We start from the raw sequence: 22589 nt of genomic DNA, 5'->3' as shown, positions 1-22589 counted from the left end.
GAAACGGTGGATTCGGCTGCGATGCTACACCACGTTGCCGAGTTGAATAATGGGAAGATACATCGCGATGACAAGCCCGCCGACCAGCGCCCCCAGCACAACAATGACGAGCGGTTCGCACAGGCTAGACAGCGTGCCGATCTTTTCGTCTACCTGACGATCGGCCAGCGACGCCACGTCGAGAAGCATGGTGTCGAGTGCTCCGGACTCCTCGGCAACGGCGACCGGCTGCACGACCTCTTGCGGGAAGCAGCTTGCCGAGCGCATGGCTGCGGCAAGCCGTTCACCGCGCCGCAGCCGCGCCGCGATGTCCACAGTTGCGCGGTCGAAAAAGGCGTTGCCCGTGGCGTGAGTCAGCGAATCGAATGCGTCGGCGAGCGGCGTGCCGGCCGACAGCAACGTGCCGAGCGCGCGGCTCCAGCGTGCGGCGCAAAGCGTGGCCAGCAGTGAACCGGCGACCGGCATTTTCAGCGATAAACGCGCGAAGCGGATGCGCGCCGTTTCGGAACGTCGCAGCAGAAATGTCGCCGCGAAATACGCCGCGACGATGACCGCGATGGCGGGCACACTCCATTGCGCGGCGCCCGACGACAGCGCTAATACAAACTGCGTTGGCGCGGGCAAACGCGCGCCAAAACCGTCGAAGATCTGTTTGAAAGTCGGCACCACCCAGACGAGCAAAGCGGCGGTAATCGCCAGGGCCAGCAGCAGAATTACGACAGGATAAGTCAACGCCGCGCGCACTTTCGCCCGTTGCGCGGCGGCGCGCTCCCGGTCGTCCGCGATTCGCGCGAGAACCGCGGACAGTGCGCCAGCGGCCTCGCCCACTTCGACGAGTTGACAATACAGGGCGTTGAACTGTAACGGATGCCGCTGCAAGGCAGCCGATAATCGCAGGCCTGCCGTGATGTCGCGCGCCAATGCGCCGACGATCCGCGGCATGCCCGGACGACGCGAGCTTTGCGCCTGGCCCAGTAGGTCCAGAGCGGGGGCGAGCGGCAAGCCGGCGCGCAGCAGGCTTGCGAGCTGGCGCGTGAACAGCGTGACGTCGGCGGCATTTGCTTTTGGGCGCGGCGCCGGCCCTTGGGCTTTCAGGTCGACCACGAACAGGTTGTCGCGTTTGAGCAGAGCGCGAGCGGTGCTCGCATCCGGCGCAATGAGCGCGCCCGTTCTATGGCTGCCGTCGGCATCGACACCATGCCACCTGAAGCGCGTGTCGGTTGACGCAGGGCGATGTGCCGCGGGAGTACTCATGCGACCTCGGTGGCGGCGAGTGCTTCGGCGAGGCTCGTTGTGCCGTCGCGCACGAGAGCCAACGCGGCGTCGCGCAGGGTGCCGACGTGTTCGCTGCGCGCCTGCCGGGCGAGTTCGTGCGTTCCTGCTCGCCCGACGATCAGCTCACGCATGGCATCGGATACCGGCATGACCTGGTGGACGCCGACGCGGCCCCGATAGCCGATGCCGTGGCAAGCCACACAACCCTTGGCAGCGTAGGGCTGCCAGCCATTGAGCCGTTGTTCGGCGAAGCCCGCCGAACGAAGCGCCGCGGCAGAGTGCGGCGCGGGCGCCCGGCAGGCTGTGCACAGGCGGCGCACCAGTCGCTGCGCCGTCACCATGCGCAGGGCGGCCGCGAGGTTGTACGGCGCCACGCCGATGTCGATGAGACGCGCGACAGCGGCTGGCGCGTCGTTCGTGTGCAACGTCGACAGCACCAGGTGGCCGGTTTGCGCGGCCTTGACGGCGACGTCGGCGGTTTCCTCGTCGCGTATTTCGCCGACCATGACGACGTCCGGATCCTGGCGCAGAAAGGCGCGCAACGCGACAGCGAAAGTGAGCCCGGCCTTCTCACGCACGCTGACCTGATTGATGCCGGCCAGCTGGATTTCCGCCGGATCTTCGACGGAACACAGATTGCGCGCCTCGCTATTGAGCAGGTTCAGGATGCAGTACAACGACAGCGTCTTGCCGCTCCCTGTTGGCCCCGTGACGAGCACCAGACCATGCGGCGCGCGAATTGCGGCATCGACGGCATCGCGTTGCCGAGCATCCAGCCCGAGCGAGGCGAGCGAAAGATCGGTCGGCAGCGCGTCGAGCCTGCGCAACACGAGCTTTTCCCCGAACAGCGTGGGCAGCGAGTTGACGCGGTAGTCCTCGAGCCGTCCTGGCGACGTGGCGATCCGCAGCCGGCCGTCCTGCGGGACACGCCGCTCGGCGATGTCCATGCGCGCCAGAACCTTCACGCGCGTGATAAAGGCGTCCCGCAGATGGGCGGGCGGCGTCGCCATTTCATGCAACACGCCGTCGATGCGCAAGCGCACCCGCCAGCCGTTTTCCGCTGGTTCGATGTGCAGATCCGATGCGTTGCGGCGTGTCGCTTCCCGCAGCGTGTCGGTCAGAAGACGCACGGCGGGGGCGTTGTCGGAATCGTGGGGCATTGCGGCAGCGCCGCCGGTGTCGCCGGTGAGCCCGTTTGGCTTATTGCGAGAGGCGCTTTCGCTGCCTGCCGGTAGCGGCCGCAGCAAGGCCGCGGGTTGAAAAGAAGCTTGCATGAAGAGCCGGCGATGAGCCGCCTGTAGAACACGACGGCTTCATCTTCGGGCAAGGCGGCTCGTGCCGCCACTCGGCCATTCGGCTAATGGCGCACGGCGGGGGCTTATGCGATGCTGGCGTGCGGCGCTCGGCCTCAACCGGCATGAACCTAACCCAGCAGCGCCTTGCCAGCCTTCGCGCGCGCCGGCGGCTTGAACAGCTTGACGGTGCGGATCGCCTGGTCGTCGCTGCGCATCACTTCGAGCTTCACGTCGCCGATTTGCACGCAGACATCGCCATCGGGAATGTCTTCGAGAATTTCGAGGATCAGCCCGTTGAGCGTTTTTGGGCCGTCGGTGGGCAGCGCGAGTTGCAGCCAGCGGTTCAGCTCACGCAGCGGCATGCTGCCCGCCACGATGCATTCGCCGAGTTCGTTCCAGCCGCCGCGTGAATTGGCGCCGCGCGGGATCGACGTGGTGAATTCGCCGATCAGTTCCTCGATGATGTCTTCCGGCGTGACGAGCCCTTGCAACTCGCCGTATTCGTTGACGACGAGCGCGATGCGATGGCGGCTCTCCTGGAAGTACTGCAATTGCTGGAACACCGGCGTGCCGGTCGGCACGAAGTACGGCTCGGCGAGCAGTTCGCGCAGCGTCTCGCGCTCCAGTTCCTGGTTGTGCAGGGCGGCGAGTGTCTTGCGAACGTGCAGCACGCCGAGCACCCGGTCGATATCGCCTTGATAGACGATCAGCTTGTTGTGATAGCAGGTTTCGAGCTGATGCAGGATCTGCTCGAACGGAGCGTCGAAGTCAAGCGCCTCGATGCGGCGGCGCGGGATCATCACGTCGTCGACGGAAATGTTTTCGAGGTCGAACAGGTTCAGCAGAATGCTGCGGTGCTTGGTCGGCATGAAGCTGCCGGACTCGAGCACGATGGCGCGCAGTTCTTCAGTGGAGAGGCGCTGATCGCGCGCGCCTTGTGTGTTGATATGCAGCACCCGCAAGATGCCGGTGGCGAACAGATTGACGAACCAGACGAGCGGCCTCGCGACGCGCATCATCGGCGCGATCAGCAGGCTGGCTGGCAGCGCGATCTTCTCGGGGAACGTTGCACCGACGATCTTCGGCGTGATCTCGGCAAAAACGATGATCAGGAACGCGACGATGCCGGTCGCGATGGACAGCACAACGTTGTTGCGACCGAACGTGTGCAGCGCGATCGAAGTGGTCAGCACCGGAATGATGGTGTTGAACAGATTGTTGCCGATCAGCACGACGCTCAGCAGTTGATCGGTGTGCGCCAACAGACCCTGAGTGGTCTTCGCGCCGAGCGCGTTCTTGCTGGCAAGGTGCTTCAGGCGATGGCGGTTGAGTGCCATCATCGCCGTTTCGGAAATGGAAAAGAAGCTCGAGCAGATTAGCAGCAGAAAGACGGCGCCAATCTGCGCCCATAAGGGAAGTTGTTCCACGCGTCGTGAAGGATAGAAGAGGGGAAAAGGATGGAGAGAATATAGCAGAGGGGGCGGCGCAACCCGCCAGCAGGGATGTTGCCATCAGGAGGCTTGTAGCTCGAGCCGCGTGCATGCGCCGCAAGCCCGGCGGCAAAATCCGGCCGCAAAACAAAATCCGGCCCGCAAAAACAAAAAACCGCCGAGCACGCTGGGCGGTTTTTCGAGCCTTGAACTAACAAGGAAAATCTGGTCGGGGTGAGAGGATTCGAACCTCCGGCCTCTACGTCCCGAACGTAGCGCTCTACCAGGCTAAGCTACACCCCGATGTGTACTGCGGACTCGATTCAGACGAAACCGACGTTTGAGTCTTATTTAAGACTGTCTCGCCGTCGAGTAAGAACATAATTCTAGCAGGCTTTCTTTGTAAATGGAATCGGGAAACGAACAAATTGCGGCTGCTGCGGCCTGAGCTTCCTGCTTCGCACATTCGAGCGTGTGATCCAGCGCGCCGGAACGTGTGATCGCCTCAAAGATTGTGTCGAAACGGTCGGTGCCGCCTTGCTCGATGGCCTCGCGAGCGAGAGCCGACTGCTCGGGCGTACCGCGCTCTATCAAGTAGATCAGCGGCAGCGTGGGCTTGCCCTCACGCAAATCGTCGCCGGCGTTTTTTCCCATCGACTCCGCCGTGCCCGTGTAATCGAGCCAGTCGTCCATGATCTGGAAAGCCGTACCGATGCGCCGGCCGAATTCCGCCGCCGCTGCTTCGGTTCTGGCATCCGCGCCGGCCAGCACCGCGCCGAGCTGAGCCGCGGCCTCGAAGAGCTTGGCCGTCTTGTAGCGGATCACCTGCATGTAGCGGGCTTGGTCTACGTCGGCGTCGTGCATGTTCAGCAGTTGCAGCACTTCACCTTCGGAGATGATGTTGGTGGCTTCCGACAGGATTTCCATGACGCGCATCTTGCCCACGCCCACCATCATCTGGAACGAGCGCGAATAGAGAAAGTCGCCGACCAGCACGCTCGCCGCATTGCCGAACAGCGCGTTGGCGGTCTGGCGACCGCGCCGCAAATCGGATTCGTCGACCACGTCGTCGTGCAGCAGCGTTGCCGTGTGGATAAATTCGACGACCGCCGCCAGTTCATGCCGGTGCCCCGTGGTTTCCCCGAGCGCGCCGGCCACCAGGAGCAGCAGCGCCGGCCGCAGGCGTTTGCCGCCGGCACTGATGATGTACTCGGAAATCTGGTTGATCAGCATCACCTCGGACGCAAGACGGTGCCGGATGACGCGATTCACCTGCTGCATGTCTTCGGCGATCGGAGCGAGCAGGCTGGCGGCGTTGGAGGAGGTGGTGGCAGTCGACGACATGATGGCTGAATTGGGTAGTGCCGCGAATTATAAGGCGAATCGCGGTTGTTCCGGGTCGCGGAACGCCGCGCGGCGCGCTCGTGGACGCCGCCAGGCGCTGGGCTGCGCGTCACCCGGACGGAACGCCAGGCCGCTCTCAATGAGTTTTGACCGAGCAGCTAACTCTATGTATAATCACGGGTTTCCGCGCGCGGTGCGTGGGAAAAATGAACACAGAGTGAGGTTCTCAATGTACGCGGTCATAAAAACCGGTGGCAAGCAGTATAAAGTTGCCGTCGGCGAAAAACTTAAAGTAGAACAGATACCGGCAGACATTGACGCTGAAATCACGCTCGACCAGGTTCTCGCAGTGGGCGAAGGCGAATCGATTAAGTTCGGTACGCCGCTGGTCAGTGGGGCTTCCGTCAAGGCTACCGTCGTGTCGCAAGGTCGTCACGCTAAAGTGACTATCTTCAAGATGCGTCGCCGGAAGCACTACCAGAAGCATGGCGGCCACCGCCAGAACTATACCGAACTGCGCATCGACGCTATCAACGCGTAAGCGCACCGGTTAAGGAGCAAATCAAATGGCACACAAAAAGGCAGGCGGATCATCCCGCAACGGCCGCGACTCTGAATCGAAGCGTCTCGGCGTGAAGGTTTACGGCGGTCAGGCTATCAACGCTGGCGGCATCATCGTTCGCCAACGCGGCACGCGTATGCACCCGGGCGAAAACGTTGGTATCGGCAAGGATCACACCTTGTTCGCGCTGACGGACGGCCACGTCAATTTCTCGACGAAAGGCGCAGCGAAGAAGCACATGGTCAACGTCGTCCCGGCAGCAGTCTGAGTTCACTCAGGCACGGGCTTCAGGACCGGAAAAGGCCCCGCGAAGTTAGCGGGGCTTTTTTTATTGCGGCAAGTGCCGTCGGCGCTGTAATTGCGGCGCTGCGCCTATGCCGTTTGGTCGATTGATCATCGCGCGGCGGGCGCGGCAAAATAGCAGCATCCAGTAGTATTTAGCAGCACCATCTGGCAGTACACCACGGGACGGAGTTACGCATGAAGTTCATTGACGAAGCGAGGATTGAAGTCATCGCCGGCGACGGAGGGGATGGCAGCGCGTCGATGCGCCGCGAGAAGTTCGTTCCGTTCGGCGGCCCGGATGGCGGCGACGGCGGCCGGGGCGGCAGCGTGATTGCGGTAGCAGACCGCAACATCAACACGCTGATCGACTACCGCTACGCGAAAAAACATATGGCGCGAAACGGCGAAAACGGCCGCGGCGCAGACTGCTACGGCAAGGGCGGCGACGACATCACGCTGCGCATGCCGGTTGGCACGACCATTACCGACATGGAAACCGGCGAACTGATCGCCGATCTGACCGAGCACAACCAGAGCGTGCAAATCGCGCAGGGCGGTGCGGGCGGTCTCGGCAATCTGCACTTCAAATCCAGCACCAACCGCGCGCCTCGCCAGAAAACCGACGGCAAGCCGGGCGAGCGCCGCATGGTGCGCCTCGAGTTGAAGGTACTGGCCGACGTCGGGCTGCTCGGCATGCCGAACGCGGGCAAGTCCACGTTCATCTCTTCCGTGTCGAACGCGAAGCCGAAAATCGCAGACTATCCGTTCACCACACTTGCGCCGAATCTCGGCGTGGTCCGTGTCGGACCGAGCCGCAGCTTCGTGATCGCCGACATCCCCGGTCTGATCGAGGGTGCCGCGGAAGGCGCGGGGCTCGGCCACCAGTTCCTGCGGCACTTGCAGCGCACGGGCTTGCTGCTGCACATCGTCGACCTGGCGCCATTCGACGAAGCGGTCGATCCAGTCGCGGAAGCCAAGGCGATCGTGAACGAACTGCGCAAGTACGACGAGCTGTTGTATCAGAAGCCGCGCTGGCTCGTGCTCAACAAGCTCGACATGGTCCCCGAGGACGAACGTGAAGCGCGCGTTTCGGCGTTTGTCGAGGGCTTTGGCTGGGACGGACCGGTCTTCGAAATCTCGGCTCTGACCGGTCAAGGTTGCGAGAATCTCTGCTATGCGGTGTTCGACTACATCGCGGCCCATTCGGAAGCGCAGCGCGCCGCCGAAGCCGAAGACCTCGCCGCCGACGTCCGCTTTCGCGACAAGCCGGAAGCACCTGCCGCCGCTGGCGAATCCAGCGTCGATCCGCAGGACTAAACAACTCGGGCGCCGGGCCTTTGCGGGTTGGCGGCGCGCGTCAGGCGTCATCTTGGGAGGCTGCGCACAATGCGTTCCGTCATCGCAGATTCACGGCGATTGGTAGTGAAAGTCGGCTCGAGCCTCGTCACGAATGACGGGCGCGGCCTCGATCATGCTGCGATCGGCCGCTGGGCTGCGCAGATTGCCGCACTGCGCGTGCAGGGCAAGGAAGTGGTGCTGGTGAGCTCGGGCGCCATCGCCGAAGGAATGCAGCGGCTTGGTTGGACCAGGCGCCCGCGCGAAATCGACGAATTGCAGGCGGCCGCGGCCGTCGGACAAATGGGCCTCGCGCAGGTCTACGAAAGCCGCTTTGCCGAGCATTCGATCCAGACCGCGCAGATCCTGCTGACTCACGCAGACCTGGCCGACCGCGAGCGCTATCTGAACGCGCGTTCCACGTTGCTGACGCTGCTGCGGCTCGGCGTGGTGCCAATCATCAACGAGAACGACACGGTCGTCACCGACGAAATCAAGTTCGGCGATAACGACACGCTGGGCGCACTGGTCGCGAATCTCATCGAGGGCGACGCGCTCATCATACTCACTGATCAGCAAGGGCTTTTTACCGCCGATCCCCGGAAGAACCCGAACGCCACGCTCGTTCAGCAGGCAGACGCCGGCGCGCCAGACCTCGAAGCCATGGCCGGCGGCGCCGGTTCGAGCCTCGGCCGCGGCGGCATGCTCACCAAGATTCTCGCTGCCAAGCGCGCCGCTCATAGCGGCGCGAACACGGTGATCGCGAGCGGGCGCGAAGCGGACGTGCTGTCGCGGCTCGCTTCTGGAGAGGCGGTCGGCACGCAGTTGATCGCACGCACCGCGCGCATGGCGGCGCGCAAGCAATGGATGGCCGATCACTTGCAGGTGCGCGGCCATGTCGTGATCGACGACGGAGCCGTGGAAAAGCTGACGGCAGGCGGCAAGAGCTTGCTGCCCATCGGTATTGTCGGCGTGCAGGGCGCCTTTGCTCGCGGCGAGGTGATCGCGTGCCTCAATGCTGCCGGCCGGGAAGTGGCGCGCGGCCTCACCAACTACAGCAGTGCAGAGACAAAGCTGATCCAGCGGCGTCCGAGCGGCGAGATCGAATCGGTGCTGGGCTACATGCTGGAGCCCGAACTGATTCATCGCGACAACCTGGTGCTGGTTTGAGTGGCCGACCGGCTCACGCGCAACATGTAAAAAAGCCGTTCCAGCGAATGCGGGAACGGCTTTTTTTCTGGGTGCGTCGGCGAAGCGTCAGTGAACCAACGAAGTCGCCGTGCGCTTATAGCGGATGTTATCCACAATCGTTTTTGCGCTCCCCGTAGGGATCTTGTTCGCGCACAAATAATCCTGATACAGCACCGCGTGATACGCGTTCAGCGCGCCATTCTCGATACGCGTGAAATCGTTCGCGACTGTCTTGTCCCAACCGTCGTGATCCGCGTTCAGACCGGCATACAGGCGCCACTCATAGGTGTCGCAGCGGATGCCTTCGTAGTTCACGTTGCGGGCGCCACTCGGGCTCGTCACGACCACGGTATAGCGCACGACGCCGTCTGAGCCGACAGTCAGCGAGTTCTGGTCGATCGCGAAATGCAGCGGCGTATTGCCGGACACCTCGAAAGGCAGCAGGTTCGAGTCCTGCGGCAGCGGCGGCAAGGTCTCGACCTTGTTTTCGACCCAATTTGTCGGCCGGTCCAGCAGATAGGCAAAGGCGCTGTCGTCCTTGTTGGTGGATTTGCCGGCGCTCGAACAACCAGCCAGCAGGGCGCCGGTGGCGACGCACGCCACGACGAGAGCAAGTGCTTTCAATATGGTTTCCTCGAAAAAGCGGGCGCGGCTTGAGAAGCCGCGCCCGCATAGGCGACATAGGCGACATAGGCGACATAGGCGACATAGGCGACATAGGCGACATAGGCGACATAGGCGACATAGGCGACATAGGCGACATAGGCGACATAGGCGACATAGGCGACGTAGACGACGTAGACGACGTAGACGGCCGCGCAGAATGGTCAGTTGCGCACGCCTTGATGACGGAACATCGAACCCGCAGCCTCGCGAGCCGAGTCTTCGTCGAGTTCCGATACGGTGCCGGCCTCGTTCCCCGAGCCGGCAGTTTCGCCGCAATCGGCCACGCTTGTCGTGTGAACCGAAGTTTCGATTCTGACGGACGTTACCGTGGTCACCGTCATTACCGTGGAATCCGGCGGACTTTCCATTGACGACGCTATCCGGGGATAACGCGGCCCATGGTGCCCGCCAGGTTTTTCCGCACGCGGCGCAGTGCGGCGCATGAAACGGGATAGCTCCGTCAGCGCCAACTGATATACATCCCGCTTGAACTCGATCACACAGTCGAGCGGTACCCAATACTCGTTCCAGCGCCAGGCGTCGAACTCCGGGTGGTCGGTGGCGCGCAAGCAGATGTCGCAGTCGCGCCCCACCATTCGGAGCAAGAACCAGATTTGTTTCTGGCCGCGGTAATGACCGCGTACCTCGCGCTTGATGAACTTGTCAGGCACCTCGTAACGCAACCAGTCGCGTGTGCGACCGATCACCTTGACGTGCTCCGGAAGCAGACCGGTTTCTTCGTGTAACTCCCGATACATCGCTTGCACGGGGGTCTCTCCGTACTTGATGCCCCCCTGCGGAAACTGCCAGGAATGTTCACGGAGCCGTTTGCCCCAAAACACCTCGTTGTGCGCGTTCAAGAGGATGATGCCGACGTTCGGGCGAAAGCCTTCACGATCCAGCATACAACCACCTTCGAATCCTTTAAAATTGCTTTGATTATAAACAGATAACGGACCCGACGCACCGATTCGCACCAGATTGGAACGATTCGCCGCAAAAGGCCTGCTTTGCGGTAGCCTGTCCGTCTTCCCGTGCCTCATCCCTTGTGCAAAAGACTTTGCGCGGCGGCTTTGGCGCCCGGCGGCGGCCCTTGCGCCGGAATGGCGCAACCGGGCGGGCCCGGCGACGCAGCCGTATCGATTTCCCCGTTTTTACCCTTTCGGGCGGTCCCTCCGGAGCCGCCGCTTTTGGAAAATCTGAATGAAAGCTTCCCGTTTCTTTATCGGCACCCTGAAAGAAGCTCCGGCCGACGCCGAGATCGTCAGCCACAAGCTCATGGTGCGTGCCGGCATGATCCGCCGTGTCGCCGGCGGCATCTATAACTATCTGCCGATCGGCTTGCGCTCGATCCGTAAGGTAGAAGCGATCGTGCGCGACGAAATGAACCGGGCAGGCGCGATCGAGTTGCTGATGCCGGCCGTGCAGCCGGCCGAGCTGTGGCAGGAGTCGGGCCGCTGGGAAAAATACGGCCCTGAACTTCTTCGCTTCAAAGACCGCAAGCAATCCGACTTCGTGATCGGACCGACCCACGAAGAAGTGGTGACTGACATCGCGCGTGGGCAGATCAAGAGCTACCGTCAGTTGCCGGTCAACTTCTATCAGATCCAGACGAAGTTCCGCGACGAAATCCGTCCGCGTTTCGGCGTGATGCGCGGCCGCGAGTTCATCATGAAAGACGCGTACTCGTTCGACAAGGACGCGGCAGGTCTGCGCGAGTCGTATCGCAAGATGTACGACGCGTACGTGCGCATCTTCACGCGCCTCGGCCTCGATTTCCGCGCGGTCGCGGCGGACAACGGTTCGATCGGCGGCAGCGGCTCGCATGAATTCCACGTGATCGCCGAAACGGGTGAGGACGCAATCGCCTACTGCCCGACCTCCGACTTCGCCGCGAACGTCGAAGCGGCCGAAGCTTTGCCGCTCCACGCACAGCGCGCGGCTCCCGCCGAGCAGATGAAAAAGACGCCGACGCCGGGCAAGGCAAAGTGCGAGGCCGTCGCCGAACTGCTGAACATTCCGCTGGAGCGCACCATCAAGTCGATCGTGCTCGCTACCGAAAACGAAGGCGCCGAACCGACCATCTGGCTGCTGATGCTGCGCGGCGATCACGACCTGAACGAGATCAAGGCAAGCAAGCTGCCGGGCCTCGCCGATTTCCGCATGGCGACCGAGGCGGAGATCATCGAAACCTTCGGCACGCCGCCGGGCTATCTCGGTCCGCTCAACACGAAGAAGCCGGTGAAAGTCGTCGCGGACCGCACCGTCGCGAACATGAGCGACTTCGTTGTGGGATCGAACGAGGTGGACTACCACACCACGGGCGTGAACTGGGGCCGCGATCTGCCGGAACCGGTTGTTGCCGATATTCGCAACGTGAAGAAGGGCGACCCGTCGCCGGACGGCAACGGCGTGATCGAGATTTGCCGCGGCATCGAAGTCGGCCATGTGTTTCAGCTCGGCACCAAATATTCCGAAGCGATGAACGCAACCTGCCTCGACGAAAACGGCAAGCCGCAGCCTATGGAAATGGGCTGCTACGGCATCGGCGTCACGCGTATCCTGGGCGCCGCGATCGAACAGAATTTCGACGACAAGGGCATCATCTGGCCGGAATCGATCGCGCCGTTCGAAGTCGTGCTGTGCCCGATGGGCTATGACCGCAGCGAAGCCGTGCGCGAGCAGGCTGACAAGCTGTACGCAGCGCTGGTCGAAGCTGGCATCGACGTGATTCTCGACGATCGTGGCGAGCGCCCCGGTGTGATGTTCGCCGACTGGGAACTGATCGGCGTGCCGCATCGTCTCGTGATCGGCGACCGTGGCCTGAAGGAAGGCAAGCTCGAATATCAGGGCCGCCGCGACGCCGAGGCGACCTTGCTGCCGGTAGATGAAGCCGCGCAAACGGTGATCGCGAAGGTTCGCGCGGCGCTGGCGCGCTAAGCGGGGCGGACGGTGGAGTACACCTTCCTGTCCGCGACCGTGCTGCTGATCCTGATCACTGACCCGCTCGGCAACATTCCACTCTTCATTAGTTGTCTGCGCGGTGTGTCGCCGAAGCGGCGCACCGCAGTGATTCTGCGAGAGGTCGCGATCGCGTTTGCGATCCTGCTGGTGTTCATGGTGGTCGGCGACGCATTTTTGCGCATGATGAGCCTCACCGACCAGTCGTTGCGCATCGGCGGCGGCATTGTGTTGTTTCTGATTGCGCTGCGCATGGTGTTCCCGCATCCGGACGGCCCTTTCGGCGGCGACGTGCGCGGCGGCGAGCCGTTGATCGTGCCGCTTGCCATCCCGGCGCTGGCAGGGCCGTCGGCGCTGGCAACCGTGATGCTGCTGACGTCGCAGGCGCCTGGCAAGATGTTCGAGTGGATCGGCGCGCTGACCGTCACCATGATCGTCTGCGCAGTCGTGCTGATGCTGGCCGAGCGGATCCAGGCGTGGCTCGGCGAGCGAACCATGATGGCATTCGAGCGGCTAATGGGACTCGTGCTGGTGGCGATCTCAGTGGAGATGATGCTTGGCGGTATCCGCGCGTTTGTGCATCAACTCTGAGTGACGCGCGCTGTCGATCGGAGCGGCAATCAGCGACGCCGGGCAGATCTCCGAGCCGAACTCAGCTGAGTGAAACCCGCAAGCAATGTTTGACGCAACAAAAAGCGGCCCAGCGGGCCGCTTTTTTCATCTCGTCATTTTCGCGCCGCGCAAGACAACGCGGCGACCGATCATGCAAGTCAAGCGCCTTCAGTCAATGCGCGAATAGTCGGCAGGTTGCGCCAGTAGCCTTTGGCGTCCATGCCGCAGCCGAAAACATAGCGGTCCGGCACTTCGAAGCCGCAGTAATCGGGGCGCAGCGGCTTGGCTTTCGGGATGATCTTTTCGCACAGCACGGCGCTCAGGAAGCGCTTTGCGCCCATCGCGAGAATGCGGTTGCGGATCGCGGCCATCGTCTCGCCTTCGTCGAGAATGTCGTCGAGCACCAGCACCACGCGATCCTTCACCGACTCAGCCGGCGCCACGCGCCATTGCATCTCGTTGCCGCCCTTGGTGGTGTTGCGATAGCGCGTGAGGTGGATGTAGTCGAACTCGAGCGGGAAATCGAGGTGCGGCAACAGCATGCCTGTGAAGACCGCGGCGCCGCCCATCACCGACAGCACGAGCGGAAAGTCCTCGCTCATTTCGTTGCGGATGGCGGTAGCCATGCCGCTGATCGACGCGTTGACCTCGTCGGCCGAAACGATTTCTTCGGAGTGGCTAAAAATGTGGAGAGCTTCTTCGCGGTTCATGACGTCTGACGGGCGGTAACTGTATACATAGTGTGAGTGAGAACGCCCCGAAGGAAGTTCCCATGGTGACGGTGGCCGCCGGTCGGGTCAGCAACCCGCGCGCCGCCGTCTTGCTAAAGCTTAGCGCATGCCGGGCATCATGCCCTTCATGCCGCGCATCATCTTTTGCAGATTGCCGCCCTTCAACTTCTTCATCATGGTGCGCATCTGATCGTACTGGTTCAGCATGCGGTTGACTTCCTGCACCTGCACGCCCGCTCCCGCGGCGATGCGGCGCTTGCGCGTGGCCTTGATGAGATCCGGCTTGGCGCGCTCGAGCGGCGTCATGGAATTGATGATGCCTTCCATGCGGCGCATCTGCTTTTCGGCCTGGCTCATGTCGGCGCCGGCAGCAGCCTGCTGGAATTGCGCGGGCAGCTTGTCCATCAGCGACGAGAGACCGCCCATGCCCTTCATTTGCGTAAGTTGCGCGCGGAAATCGTTGAGGTCGAAGTCACCGCCTTTCTTGACCTTATCGGCGAGCTTCTGCGCGGCCTGGACATCCACGCCGCGTTGCGCTTCCTCGACGAGAGCGAGAATGTCGCCCATGCCGAGAATCCGGTTCGCCATACGATCCGGGTAGAAGACTTCGAGGCCGTCGAGCTTTTCCGCGACACCGACGAACTTGATCGGCTTGCCCGTGACGTGACGCACCGAGAGCGCCGCGCCGCCGCGCGAGTCGCCGTCCAGCTTGGTGAGCACCACGCCGGTGAGCGGCAGCGCGTCGCTAAATGCTTTCGCGGTGTTGACCGCGTCCTGGCCGAGCATTGCGTCGACGACGAAGAGCGTTTCCGCCGGCTTCAAGGTGGTGTGCAGCGCGGTGATTTCCCGCATCATCGCTTCGTCGATACCCAGACGGCCGGCCGTGTCGACCAGCAGCACGTCGTGATAGTGACGCTTGGCCCAGTCGACCGCGGCGCGCGCGATGTCGACCGGCTTCTGATCGGGTTCCGACGGGAAGAAGTCCGCGCCGACCTGCTCGGTGACGGTCTTCAACTGCGCGATAGCAGCGGGGCGATAGACGTCGCACGAAACAGTCAGAACCTTTTTCTTGTACTTCTCGCGCAGCAGCTTGGCGAGCTTGCCGACCGTGGTCGTTTTACCCGCGCCTTGCAGACCCGCCATCAGAATGACGGCCGGCGGCGTGACAGCGAGATTCAGCTCGGCGGCCTTGCCTTCGTAGTCGCCGCCAATCACCGCGGTCAGCTCGCGCTGCACCACGCCGACGAGCGCCTGACCCGGCGACAGGCTGCTGATGACTTCCTCGCCGAGCGCCTTCTCTTTCACCTTCGCGATGAACTCGCGCACGACGGGCAGCGCCACGTCCGCCTCGAGCAGCGCCAGACGAACCTCGCGCAGCATTTCCTGGGTGTTCGCCTCGGTGAGCCGGGCTTCGCCGCGCAGCGTCTTGACGACGCGCGCCATCCGTTGAGTCAGATTGTCGAGCATGGGGAGCGATGAACAGTGCGGCCCCGGCCGGGCGCGAAGTGGAAGACGTCGCGGAGCAGGGGCCTAGTGTAAACTTCGAATATGGATATTGTACTGTATGCCCTCACTGCGCTCCTGTACGGCGGACTCGCCGTGGCCGGCTGGCGCTCGCATCGGCACGCCGGGTCGCGCCCCATGCTGGAAAGCGTTCCGCCGATGCCGGCCGCCGCAACCACTGGCGCGAACACACAGACACAGTCCGGATTCGCCGGGTCGGCAGCTTCGGGCATGAGTTCGTCGGGCCGCGCGTTGCTGTTCGTCGCGCTGCTCGCGCACGGCGTGCTGCTGCATACCACGATCTTCCCGCAGAACGCGATGGTGTTCGGCTTCGCGTTTGCGCTGTCCGCAATGTTCTGGCTCGGCGCCGGCATCTACTGGATAGAAAGCTTTTTCTTTCCGCTCGACGGACTGCGTCTGCTGGTGCTGCCGCTCGCCTGCATCGCCTCGTTATTGCCGCTCGCGTTCAACGGCGTGCGTGTGCTGCCGTATTCGGCCGCACCCATGTTCAAACTGCACTTCCTGATCGCCAACATCGCCTATGGTCTGTTCGCGATCGCCGCGCTGCACGCCATTCTGATGCTGCTCGTCGAGCGGCGTCTTCATGCAATGCGCGGCGGAATCGCGCAGCGGAATGTGGCTGCGGCGGGCAACGGCTGGCTGTCCAGCTGGCTCGACACGCTGCCGCCGTTGCTCACACTCGAGAAGCTGCTGTTCCGCCTGATCGGCGCCGGTTTCGTGCTGCTCACGCTGACGCTCGTGTCGGGCATTCTGTTCAGCGAGCAACTGGTCGACCGCGCGCTGCGGCTCGATCACAAGACCGTGTTCGCGATCCTGTCGTGGGTAATGTTCGGCGCGCTTCTGACGGCGCGCAAGGTGTCCGGCTGGCGCGGCCGTGCTGCATTGCGTTGGGTGCTGGCGTCGTTCGTCGCGTTGCTGCTGGCGTACGTCGGCAGCCGTTTTGTTTTCGAGGTGCTGTTGCACCGTGCTGTAGTGTGAGCGTGCCCCATGCGACAAATCTTTTTGCTCATCATGTTGTTCTTCGTCGGCCAGTGGCTCGTGAAGGCGCTGCGCCGTCATGACGCGCACACGGCACAACGTACCGGCGCCGGCGGCGCGCGAGGCACATCGGGCGCCGCCAGCAATGGCAATCGCAATGGTGCCGCGCGTCCTGCAGAGCCGCCTCAACTCGCCGAGCCCATGATCCGTTGCGTCGAGTGCGGCGTGCATGCGCCGAAGAGCGACTCGGTGGTCGTCGCCGGGCAGCCGTTCTGCAGCGCCGCGCACGCGCAGCGACACGGCGCGCGACCCACGGGCCGCGACGCTCGATGAGCGTCGGGTTCGCCGTCGACGCAGACGGTTGGGTTGCAAAAGCGCGCAAGCTGCCATCGCCGAATTTCGAAGCACGGCCGCAAGGCGCGGTGCCGACTCTGATCGTTGTCCACAACATCAGCCTGCCGCCCAACCAGTTTGGCGGCACGGCGATTGCCGAACTGTTTCTCAATACGCTCGATTGCGACGCTCATCCTTATTACGACGCGCATCTGCGCGGCGTGCGCGTGTCCGCGCATTTCGTGATTCATCGCGACGGCGCGCTCGAGCAGTTCGTGTCGTGCAATGAGCGCGCATGGCACGCGGGCCCATCGAACTTTTTCGGCCGTGAGCGCTGCAATGACTTCTCGATCGGCATCGAACTGGAAGGCAGTGACACCACTGCTTTCGAGGCGGCGCAATACCGCACGCTCGGCTCGCTCGTAAGCGCGCTGACGGCTCGCTATCCGATCGAAGCGCTTGCCGGACACGCCGACATAGCGCCCGGCCGCAAGACAGATCCAGGACCACATTTCGAGTGGCCGCGTCTGCAACGCGACACGTTGCTGGCGGATCGGTATTTCCCCTATCTCAAGTTTTCCAGAACGCCGTAACGGCACTTTGCGCGACGTCGCGCGAGCGCCGCTGAGCGAGGCTCTGCCTGCTTCTGCGGGCGGAGTGCTTCGCGCCGCGCGGTCCAAAAGTCAAGCCTTCAAGAGCAAATAAAAGCGTTTGACCTGTCTCGAATCTCCACTATACTTGGTGCCACAAATTCAGTTACGCACTAGATATTGTGTGTCCTGTGTATAACTGTGTGAATAACCGAGTGTATAACTGAGTGCACAAGTCGCGGCGCCCCGCTCTCCGAGCACGGCGCCGCAAGCATTCCAGGCAGCGAAAAATAATTCCTGCAGCGCAGCCGGACCTGACCAGCCGGCGGCAACCATAAGCATCAGGAAAGGGGCTGAGAGTGATCGCGACATATACGACGAAGACCGTTTTCAATTCGAATCAGGCTTCATCGCAGTCGCATCCCGCCAGCCGCCCAGGCCGGTCTTTTTCCTGCACCTCCTCGCTTGCGCACGCGGCGGCGCAGCGTTCGTTTTAATCCGCGGCACTCGCCGCAACATTTCCAGGACCAGGAGCTTTGCACATGCAAACCACCGACAACGTGACGACCCGGTATGAGGGATCACCGACTGGCCAGGCCTTCGGCCAGGCACAAGGCACTCAAGCGCTCGCGCCGCAAGCGACGTACGCCGACTACAAGGTGATCCGTCGTAATGGCAGCGTGGTGTCGTTCGAGCCGTCGAAGATCGCCATCGCCGTGACGAAGGCATTCCTCGCCGTCAACGGTGGTCAAGGCGCGGCGTCGGCGCGTGTGCGTGAACTGGTCGAGCAACTGACGCAGAACGTGGTGCGCGCGCTGCTGCGCAGCCGTCCGAACGGCGGCACGTTCCATATCGAAGACATTCAGGATCAGGTCGAACTCGCGCTGATGCGCGGCGGCGAGCACAACGTCGCACGTGCCTACGTGCTGTATCGCGAGAAGCGCACGCAGGCGCGCGCTCATGACGATCACGCTGCCGCCGGCACGCCGGGCCTCACGGTCACGGACAACGGCGTCACGCGTCCGCTCGACCTCGCTGCACTGCGCGGCATTATCGAGTCCGCTTGCGCGAACCTGGGTGACGCGGTGAGCGCGGAGCCGATCGTCGCGGAAACGGTGAAGAATCTGTACGACGGCGTGCCGATGAGCCAGGTCTACGACTCGGCGATTCTGGCTGCCCGTACGATGATCGAAAAAGACCCGGCCTACAGTCAGGTCACCGCTCGCATCCTGCTGCACACCATCCGCCGCGAGATTCTCGAAGAAGAAGTCACGCAAGCCGAAATGGGCGAGCGTTATGCCGAGTACTTTCCGCAGTTCATCAAGCGCGGCGTGCAAGCCGAACTGCTCGACGACAAGCTGCTGCAGTTCGACCTGAAGCGCCTGGGTGCCGCGCTCGACAACAACCGCGACCTGCAATTCGGCTACCTCGGTCTGCAGACGCTGTATGACCGTTACTTCCTGCACCACGACGGCGTGCGTATCGAAATGCCCCAGGCATTCTTTATGCGTGTCGCAATGGGCCTGTCGCTGAACGAGATCGACCGCGAAGCGCGCGCGATCGAGTTTTACAACGTGCTGTCGAGCTTCGACTTCATGTCGTCCACGCCCACGCTGTTCAACTCGGGCACGCGCCGCTCGCAACTGTCGTCGTGCTATCTCACCACGGTCGACGACGACCTGGACGGCATCTACGAAGCACTGAAGGAAAACGCGCTGCTCTCGAAGTTTGCCGGCGGTCTCGGCAACGACTGGACGCGTGTGCGTGCGCTCGGCTCGCACATCAAGGGCACCAATGGCAAGTCGCAAGGCGTGGTGCCGTTCCTGAAGGTCGTCAACGACACGGCGGTCGCCGTGAACCAGGGCGGCAAGCGCAAGGGCGCAGTGTGCGCGTACCTGGAAACGTGGCACCTCGACATTGAAGAATTCCTCGAGCTGCGCAAGAACACCGGCGACGACCGTCGTCGCACGCACGACATGAACACGGCGAACTGGATTCCCGACCTGTTCATGAAGCGCGTGATGGAAGGCGGCGACTGGACGCTGTTCTCGCCGTCGACCTGCCCGGACCTGCACGACAAGTTCGGCGCCGAGTTCGAAGCGGCTTACACGGCTTACGAAGACAAGGTCGCGCGCGGCGAGATCAAGCTGTTCAAGAAGGTGCCCGCGGCGCAACTGTGGCGCAAGATGCTCGGCATGCTGTTCGAAACCGGCCACCCGTGGATCACGTTCAAGGATCCGTGCAATGTGCGTTCGCCGCAACAGCACGTCGGCGTCGTCCACTCGTCGAACCTGTGCACGGAAATCACGCTGAACACGAGCGACTCCGAGATCGCGGTCTGCAACCTGGGCTCCGTGAACCTTGTCGCGCATCTGAAGGAACAGGCCGACGGCACGCTCGTGCTCGACCACGACAAGCTCAAGCGCACGGTCAGCGTCGCAATGCGCATGCTCGACAACGTGATCGACATCAACTATTACGCAGTCGCCAAGGCGCGCAACTCGAACCTGAAGCACCGTCCGGTCGGCATGGGCATCATGGGCTTCCAGGACTGCCTGCATCTGCTGCGCACGCCGTACGCGTCGGAAGAAGCGGTCAAGTTCGCCGACACGTCGATGGAAGCGGTTTGCTATTACGCTTACTACGCGTCGACCGAACTGGCGCAAGAACGCGGCCGTTACTCCAGCTACCGCGGCTCGCTGTGGGATCGCGGCATCCTTCCGCAAGACTCTGTCAAGCTGCTGGCCGACGCGCGCGGCGGCTATGTCGAAGTCGATTCGAGCGAGTCGATGGACTGGACGGAACTGCGTGAGCGCATCGCCACTTACGGCATGCGCAACTCGAACTGCATCGCGATCGCGCCGACGGCGACGATCTCGAACATCATCGGCGTGTCGGCTTGCATCGAGCCGACGTTCCAGAACCTGTATGTGAAGTCGAACCTGTCGGGCGAGTTCACGGTGGTCAACGACTACCTGGTGCGCGACCTGAAGGCGCGCGGCCTGTGGGACGAGGTGATGGTCGCCGACCTGAAGTACTTCGACGGCACGCTCTCGCGCATCGACCGTATTCCGGCAGACCTGCGCGCGATCTACGCGACCGCGTTCGAAGTCGATCCGAAGTGGCTCGTCGAAGCGGCGTCGCGCCGTCAGAAGTGGATCGACCAGGCGCAGTCGCTGAACATCTACATGGGCGGCGCATCAGGTAAGAAGCTCGACGAGATCTACAAGCTCGCATGGGTGCGCGGTCTGAAGACCACGTACTACCTCCGCACGATGGCGGCAACGCACGTCGAGAAGTCGACGGTCGCTCACGGCGCGCTCAATGCAGTGAGCTCGGGCGGCGGTGAAGGCACGGGTGGTGTCGGCGGCGGCGCGGCGGGCGGCTTCGGCGCGAGCGGCGGTGCACTCGGCAATGCAGGCGGCCTTCAGGCAGCAGCGGCAGCGCCGGCGGTCGCAGTGGAAGCCGCGCCCGAAGCGGACGGTCCCGTATGCATGATGCGTCCGGGCGACCCTGGCTTCGACGAATGCGAGGCTTGCCAGTAAGCGTCGAGCAGCAAGCGGGTTCGTTGCTTGCTGACGGGTTCCAGGTAAAGACCCTCATGCAGCGATCAACGAACCTGATAGAGATGAAGCATATAAACCGACGAGCGGCGCGGCAAGCAGGATAGACGAAGTAAGCAAGGCCGCACCGCTCATCGACAGCAACGAAGCGAAGCACCGAAGCGACAAGCCCGACGAAGCCACGAAGCAACGACGCAACGAATCAACGAATCAACGAAGCAACCAAGCAACGAAGCAACGAGTCGGCACTTCACGAAGCGCGCGAGACAACCCCCGAGTGCAAGACCCGGCGCTTCATCAACGCTTCGACCGATGGAGCGAACAACGCAGTCGGCCACATGCATCGCTCGACATTGCATTGAACTTCATCTCGCTAGCGCGGACGAACCGGCAACGCGCAGAGAAGTGCAAGACACAGCAAACGCACTCCGCAATACAGATAGATAGAGCAGCGAAACGACGCTTCAACACGTTGCTCTTCGAGCTCGCGAAGCACCTCGACGACACACATTCAACTCGCTTCATACGAGGCAACGTACACAGTCTGTTGAACAAAGTGTTGTATGAACGTAGCAACGCGAATCGAAAACAGGATTTTTCGCGAGCGGACTCTTTTATCGCTCGTGAAAAGATGGTACAAACCGTTCTAAATTGATGGTGACATTTATGCTCAACTGGGATGACGAGATCACTGCCGTAACTCCCTCGAGCGCTACGCAACAGAACGTGTTGCGCAACGCTGCGGGACCGGCTGTCGGTTCGCAAGTCGGAACGCGTTCCGCTCCTCATGCTCCCTCGGCTCAAGACATCTTCGCGAACGACATCGCTGTCGCTCCCGCTGCTACCGTTGCTCATGCTGCTGGAACCGCTGCCGTTTCGGAAGCGCGAGTGAATGTCGCCGACAAGCGCATCATCAACGGCCAGACTGACGTGAATCAGTTGGTGCCGTTCAAGTACAAGTGGGCTTGGGAAAAGTATCTGGCTGGTTGCGCCAACCACTGGATGCCGCAAGAAGTGAACATGTCGCGCGACATCGCCCTTTGGAAAGACCCGAACGGGCTGACCGAAGACGAGCGCCGCATCGTCAAGCGCAACCTGGGGTTCTTCGTCACGGCCGACTCCCTCGCCGCCAACAACATCGTGCTGGGCACCTACCGCCACATCACGGCTCCCGAATGCCGCCAGTTCCTGCTGCGCCAGGCGTTCGAAGAAGCGATCCACACACACGCCTACCAGTACATCGTCGAATCGCTGGGCCTCGACGAGGGCGAAATCTTCAACGCGTATCACGAGGTCTCCTCGATCCGCGCGAAAGACGAATTCCTCATTCCGTACATCAACGTGCTGACCGATCCGGGTTTCCAGACCGGCACGCTCGAGACTGACCAGACGCTGCTGCGCTCCCTGATCGTGTTCGCCTGCGTGATGGAAGGCTTGTTCTTCTACGTCGGCTTCACGCAAATCCTGGCGCTCGGCCGTCAGAACAAGATGACCGGCGCCGCGGAACAGTACCAGTACATCCTGCGCGACGAGTCGATGCACTGCAACTTCGGCATCGACCTCATCAACCAGATCAAACTTGAAAACCCGCAACTCTGGACGGCTGAGTTCCGCGCGGAAATCCGCGAGATCTTCCAGCAAGCGGTCGAACTTGAATATCGTTACGCAGAAGACACGATGCCGCGCGGGGTGCTCGGCCTCAATGCGTCGATGTTCAAGAGCTATCTGCGCTTCATCTGCAACCGCCGTTGCCAGCAGATCGGTCTCGATCCGCTGTACCCGAACGAGGAAAACCCGTTCCCGTGGATGAGCGAGATGATCGACCTGAAGAAGGAGCGCAACTTCTTCGAGACGCGTGTGATCGAATATCAGACTGGCGGCGCGCTGACCTGGGAGTGATCCGGGTCGTGCCGT

At 62.3% G+C, this 22589-nt stretch carries 19 protein-coding genes and 1 tRNA gene; 11 read left to right on the top strand and 9 right to left on the bottom strand.

Annotated elements, in window-relative coordinates:
• Positions 1-24: 24 nt before the first annotated feature.
• The 5 genes from RW095_RS32880 to RW095_RS32860 all read right to left on the bottom strand — a co-directional run bounded on the left by RW095_RS32880 (position 25) and on the right by RW095_RS32860 (position 5344).
• On the bottom strand, positions 25-1254 hold the full coding sequence (locus RW095_RS32880) for a type II secretion system F family protein (protein WP_317020088.1): 1230 nt from the start codon (positions 1252-1254) through the stop codon (positions 25-27).
• Positions 1251-2549, bottom strand: coding sequence for a GspE/PulE family protein (locus tag RW095_RS32875; protein ID WP_317020087.1), 1299 nt, complete (start codon positions 2547-2549; stop codon positions 1251-1253). The genes RW095_RS32880 and RW095_RS32875 overlap by 4 nt, the downstream gene beginning before the upstream one ends.
• Positions 2550-2698: 149 nt before the next feature.
• Positions 2699-3997: an HlyC/CorC family transporter gene (locus tag RW095_RS32870; RefSeq protein WP_317020086.1), complete on the bottom strand. Its 1299-nt coding sequence runs from the start codon at positions 3995-3997 to the stop codon at positions 2699-2701.
• A 229-nt stretch (positions 3998-4226) separates the two neighbouring features.
• Positions 4227-4303, bottom strand: a tRNA-Pro gene (locus RW095_RS32865).
• A gap of 48 nt (positions 4304-4351) precedes the next feature.
• Positions 4352-5344, bottom strand: coding sequence for a polyprenyl synthetase family protein (locus RW095_RS32860; protein WP_020071241.1), 993 nt, complete (start codon positions 5342-5344; stop codon positions 4352-4354).
• Between the two features lie 229 nt (positions 5345-5573).
• On the opposite strand from RW095_RS32860, the gene rplU reads away from it, so the two are divergent.
• The 4 genes from rplU to proB all read left to right on the top strand — a co-directional run bounded on the left by rplU (position 5574) and on the right by proB (position 8696).
• A complete protein-coding gene (gene rplU / locus RW095_RS32855) occupies positions 5574-5885 on the top strand; it encodes a 50S ribosomal protein L21 (RefSeq protein ID WP_007180329.1) in 312 nt (103 codons plus the stop codon).
• Between the two features lie 25 nt (positions 5886-5910).
• Positions 5911-6174, top strand: coding sequence for a 50S ribosomal protein L27 (rpmA, locus tag RW095_RS32850; protein WP_007180330.1), 264 nt, complete (start codon positions 5911-5913; stop codon positions 6172-6174).
• 212 nt (positions 6175-6386) lie between these two features.
• A complete protein-coding gene (gene cgtA / locus RW095_RS32845; RefSeq protein WP_317020084.1) occupies positions 6387-7508 on the top strand; it encodes an Obg family GTPase CgtA in 1122 nt (373 codons plus the stop codon).
• Between the two features lie 69 nt (positions 7509-7577).
• Positions 7578-8696: a glutamate 5-kinase gene (gene proB / locus RW095_RS32840; protein ID WP_317020083.1), complete on the top strand. Its 1119-nt coding sequence runs from the start codon at positions 7578-7580 to the stop codon at positions 8694-8696.
• An 87-nt stretch (positions 8697-8783) separates the two neighbouring features.
• Here the strand turns inward: proB and RW095_RS32835 are convergent, their stop codons facing one another.
• Positions 8784-9341, bottom strand: a complete 558-nt coding sequence (locus tag RW095_RS32835; protein WP_317020082.1) for a CNP1-like family protein — start codon at positions 9339-9341, stop codon at positions 8784-8786.
• A gap of 203 nt (positions 9342-9544) precedes the next feature.
• The gene (locus RW095_RS32830) at positions 9545-10288 is read right to left on the bottom strand and encodes an RNA pyrophosphohydrolase (protein WP_317022759.1); all 744 of its coding nucleotides are present in this window, start codon (positions 10286-10288) and stop codon (positions 9545-9547) included.
• A gap of 298 nt (positions 10289-10586) precedes the next feature.
• On the opposite strand from RW095_RS32830, the gene RW095_RS32825 reads away from it, so the two are divergent.
• The gene (locus tag RW095_RS32825) at positions 10587-12323 is read left to right on the top strand and encodes a proline--tRNA ligase (protein ID WP_317020081.1); all 1737 of its coding nucleotides are present in this window, start codon (positions 10587-10589) and stop codon (positions 12321-12323) included.
• A gap of 12 nt (positions 12324-12335) precedes the next feature.
• Complete coding sequence (locus tag RW095_RS32820) at positions 12336-12935, top strand: MarC family protein (RefSeq protein ID WP_020071248.1); 600 nt, start codon at positions 12336-12338, stop codon at positions 12933-12935.
• 179 nt (positions 12936-13114) lie between these two features.
• On the opposite strand, the gene RW095_RS32815 is transcribed toward RW095_RS32820, so the two are convergent.
• Entirely contained in the window at positions 13115-13666 is a 552-nt protein-coding gene (locus RW095_RS32815; protein ID WP_317020080.1) for a hypoxanthine-guanine phosphoribosyltransferase, read from the bottom strand.
• A gap of 120 nt (positions 13667-13786) precedes the next feature.
• Positions 13787-15154, bottom strand: a complete 1368-nt coding sequence (gene ffh, locus RW095_RS32810) for a signal recognition particle protein (protein WP_317020079.1) — start codon at positions 15152-15154, stop codon at positions 13787-13789.
• An 81-nt stretch (positions 15155-15235) separates the two neighbouring features.
• Between ffh and RW095_RS32805 the strand changes: the two genes are divergently transcribed.
• The 5 genes from RW095_RS32805 (at position 15236) to RW095_RS32785 (ending at position 22574) form a co-directional block, all read left to right on the top strand.
• Positions 15236-16189, top strand: a complete 954-nt coding sequence (locus tag RW095_RS32805) for a cytochrome C assembly family protein (RefSeq protein WP_317020078.1) — start codon at positions 15236-15238, stop codon at positions 16187-16189.
• A 9-nt stretch (positions 16190-16198) separates the two neighbouring features.
• Complete coding sequence (locus tag RW095_RS32800; RefSeq protein WP_317020077.1) at positions 16199-16522, top strand: PP0621 family protein; 324 nt, start codon at positions 16199-16201, stop codon at positions 16520-16522.
• Positions 16519-17115, top strand: a complete 597-nt coding sequence (gene ampD / locus RW095_RS32795) for a 1,6-anhydro-N-acetylmuramyl-L-alanine amidase AmpD (protein ID WP_317020076.1) — start codon at positions 16519-16521, stop codon at positions 17113-17115. The genes RW095_RS32800 and ampD overlap by 4 nt, the downstream gene beginning before the upstream one ends.
• Positions 17116-17654: 539 nt before the next feature.
• Complete coding sequence (locus RW095_RS32790) at positions 17655-20657, top strand: ribonucleoside-diphosphate reductase subunit alpha (RefSeq protein WP_317020075.1); 3003 nt, start codon at positions 17655-17657, stop codon at positions 20655-20657.
• A 684-nt stretch (positions 20658-21341) separates the two neighbouring features.
• Positions 21342-22574 carry a ribonucleotide-diphosphate reductase subunit beta gene (locus RW095_RS32785; protein WP_128589270.1) on the top strand — a complete coding sequence of 411 codons (1233 nt, stop codon included), beginning with the start codon at positions 21342-21344 and terminating at the stop codon, positions 22572-22574.
• Positions 22575-22589: the final 15 nt, after the last annotated feature.

Origin of the sequence: Paraburkholderia kirstenboschensis (genome assembly GCF_032806925.1) — a bacterium.
Taxonomy (GTDB): Bacteria; Pseudomonadota; Gammaproteobacteria; order Burkholderiales; family Burkholderiaceae; genus Paraburkholderia; species Paraburkholderia kirstenboschensis.
This window is presented reverse-complemented; position numbering and strand designations above follow the sequence as displayed.

Bases quoted from the DNA above. Each gene is read 5' to 3' on its own strand.
- rpmA (WP_007180330.1), top strand. From the start codon at position 5,911: ATGGCACACAAAAAGGCAGGCGGATCATCCCGCAACGGCCGCGACTCT.
- ffh (WP_317020079.1), bottom strand. From the start codon at position 15,154: ATGCTCGACAATCTGACTCAACGGATGGCGCGCGTCGTCAAGACGCTG.
- RW095_RS32785 (WP_128589270.1), top strand. From the start codon at position 21,342: ATGCTCAACTGGGATGACGAGATCACTGCCGTAACTCCCTCGAGCGCT.
- RW095_RS32830 (WP_317022759.1), bottom strand. From the start codon at position 10,288: ATGCTGGATCGTGAAGGCTTTCGCCCGAACGTCGGCATCATCCTCTTG.
- RW095_RS32875 (WP_317020087.1), bottom strand. From the start codon at position 2,549: ATGCAAGCTTCTTTTCAACCCGCGGCCTTGCTGCGGCCGCTACCGGCA.
- cgtA (WP_317020084.1), top strand. From the start codon at position 6,387: ATGAAGTTCATTGACGAAGCGAGGATTGAAGTCATCGCCGGCGACGGA.
- RW095_RS32825 (WP_317020081.1), top strand. From the start codon at position 10,587: ATGAAAGCTTCCCGTTTCTTTATCGGCACCCTGAAAGAAGCTCCGGCC.
- RW095_RS32880 (WP_317020088.1), bottom strand. From the start codon at position 1,254: ATGAGTACTCCCGCGGCACATCGCCCTGCGTCAACCGACACGCGCTTC.
- rplU (WP_007180329.1), top strand. From the start codon at position 5,574: ATGTACGCGGTCATAAAAACCGGTGGCAAGCAGTATAAAGTTGCCGTC.
- RW095_RS32790 (WP_317020075.1), top strand. From the start codon at position 17,655: ATGCAAACCACCGACAACGTGACGACCCGGTATGAGGGATCACCGACT.
- ampD (WP_317020076.1), top strand. From the start codon at position 16,519: ATGAGCGTCGGGTTCGCCGTCGACGCAGACGGTTGGGTTGCAAAAGCG.
- RW095_RS32800 (WP_317020077.1), top strand. From the start codon at position 16,199: ATGCGACAAATCTTTTTGCTCATCATGTTGTTCTTCGTCGGCCAGTGG.
- RW095_RS32805 (WP_317020078.1), top strand. From the start codon at position 15,236: ATGGATATTGTACTGTATGCCCTCACTGCGCTCCTGTACGGCGGACTC.
- RW095_RS32815 (WP_317020080.1), bottom strand. From the start codon at position 13,666: ATGAACCGCGAAGAAGCTCTCCACATTTTTAGCCACTCCGAAGAAATC.
- RW095_RS32860 (WP_020071241.1), bottom strand. From the start codon at position 5,344: ATGTCGTCGACTGCCACCACCTCCTCCAACGCCGCCAGCCTGCTCGCT.
- proB (WP_317020083.1), top strand. From the start codon at position 7,578: ATGCGTTCCGTCATCGCAGATTCACGGCGATTGGTAGTGAAAGTCGGC.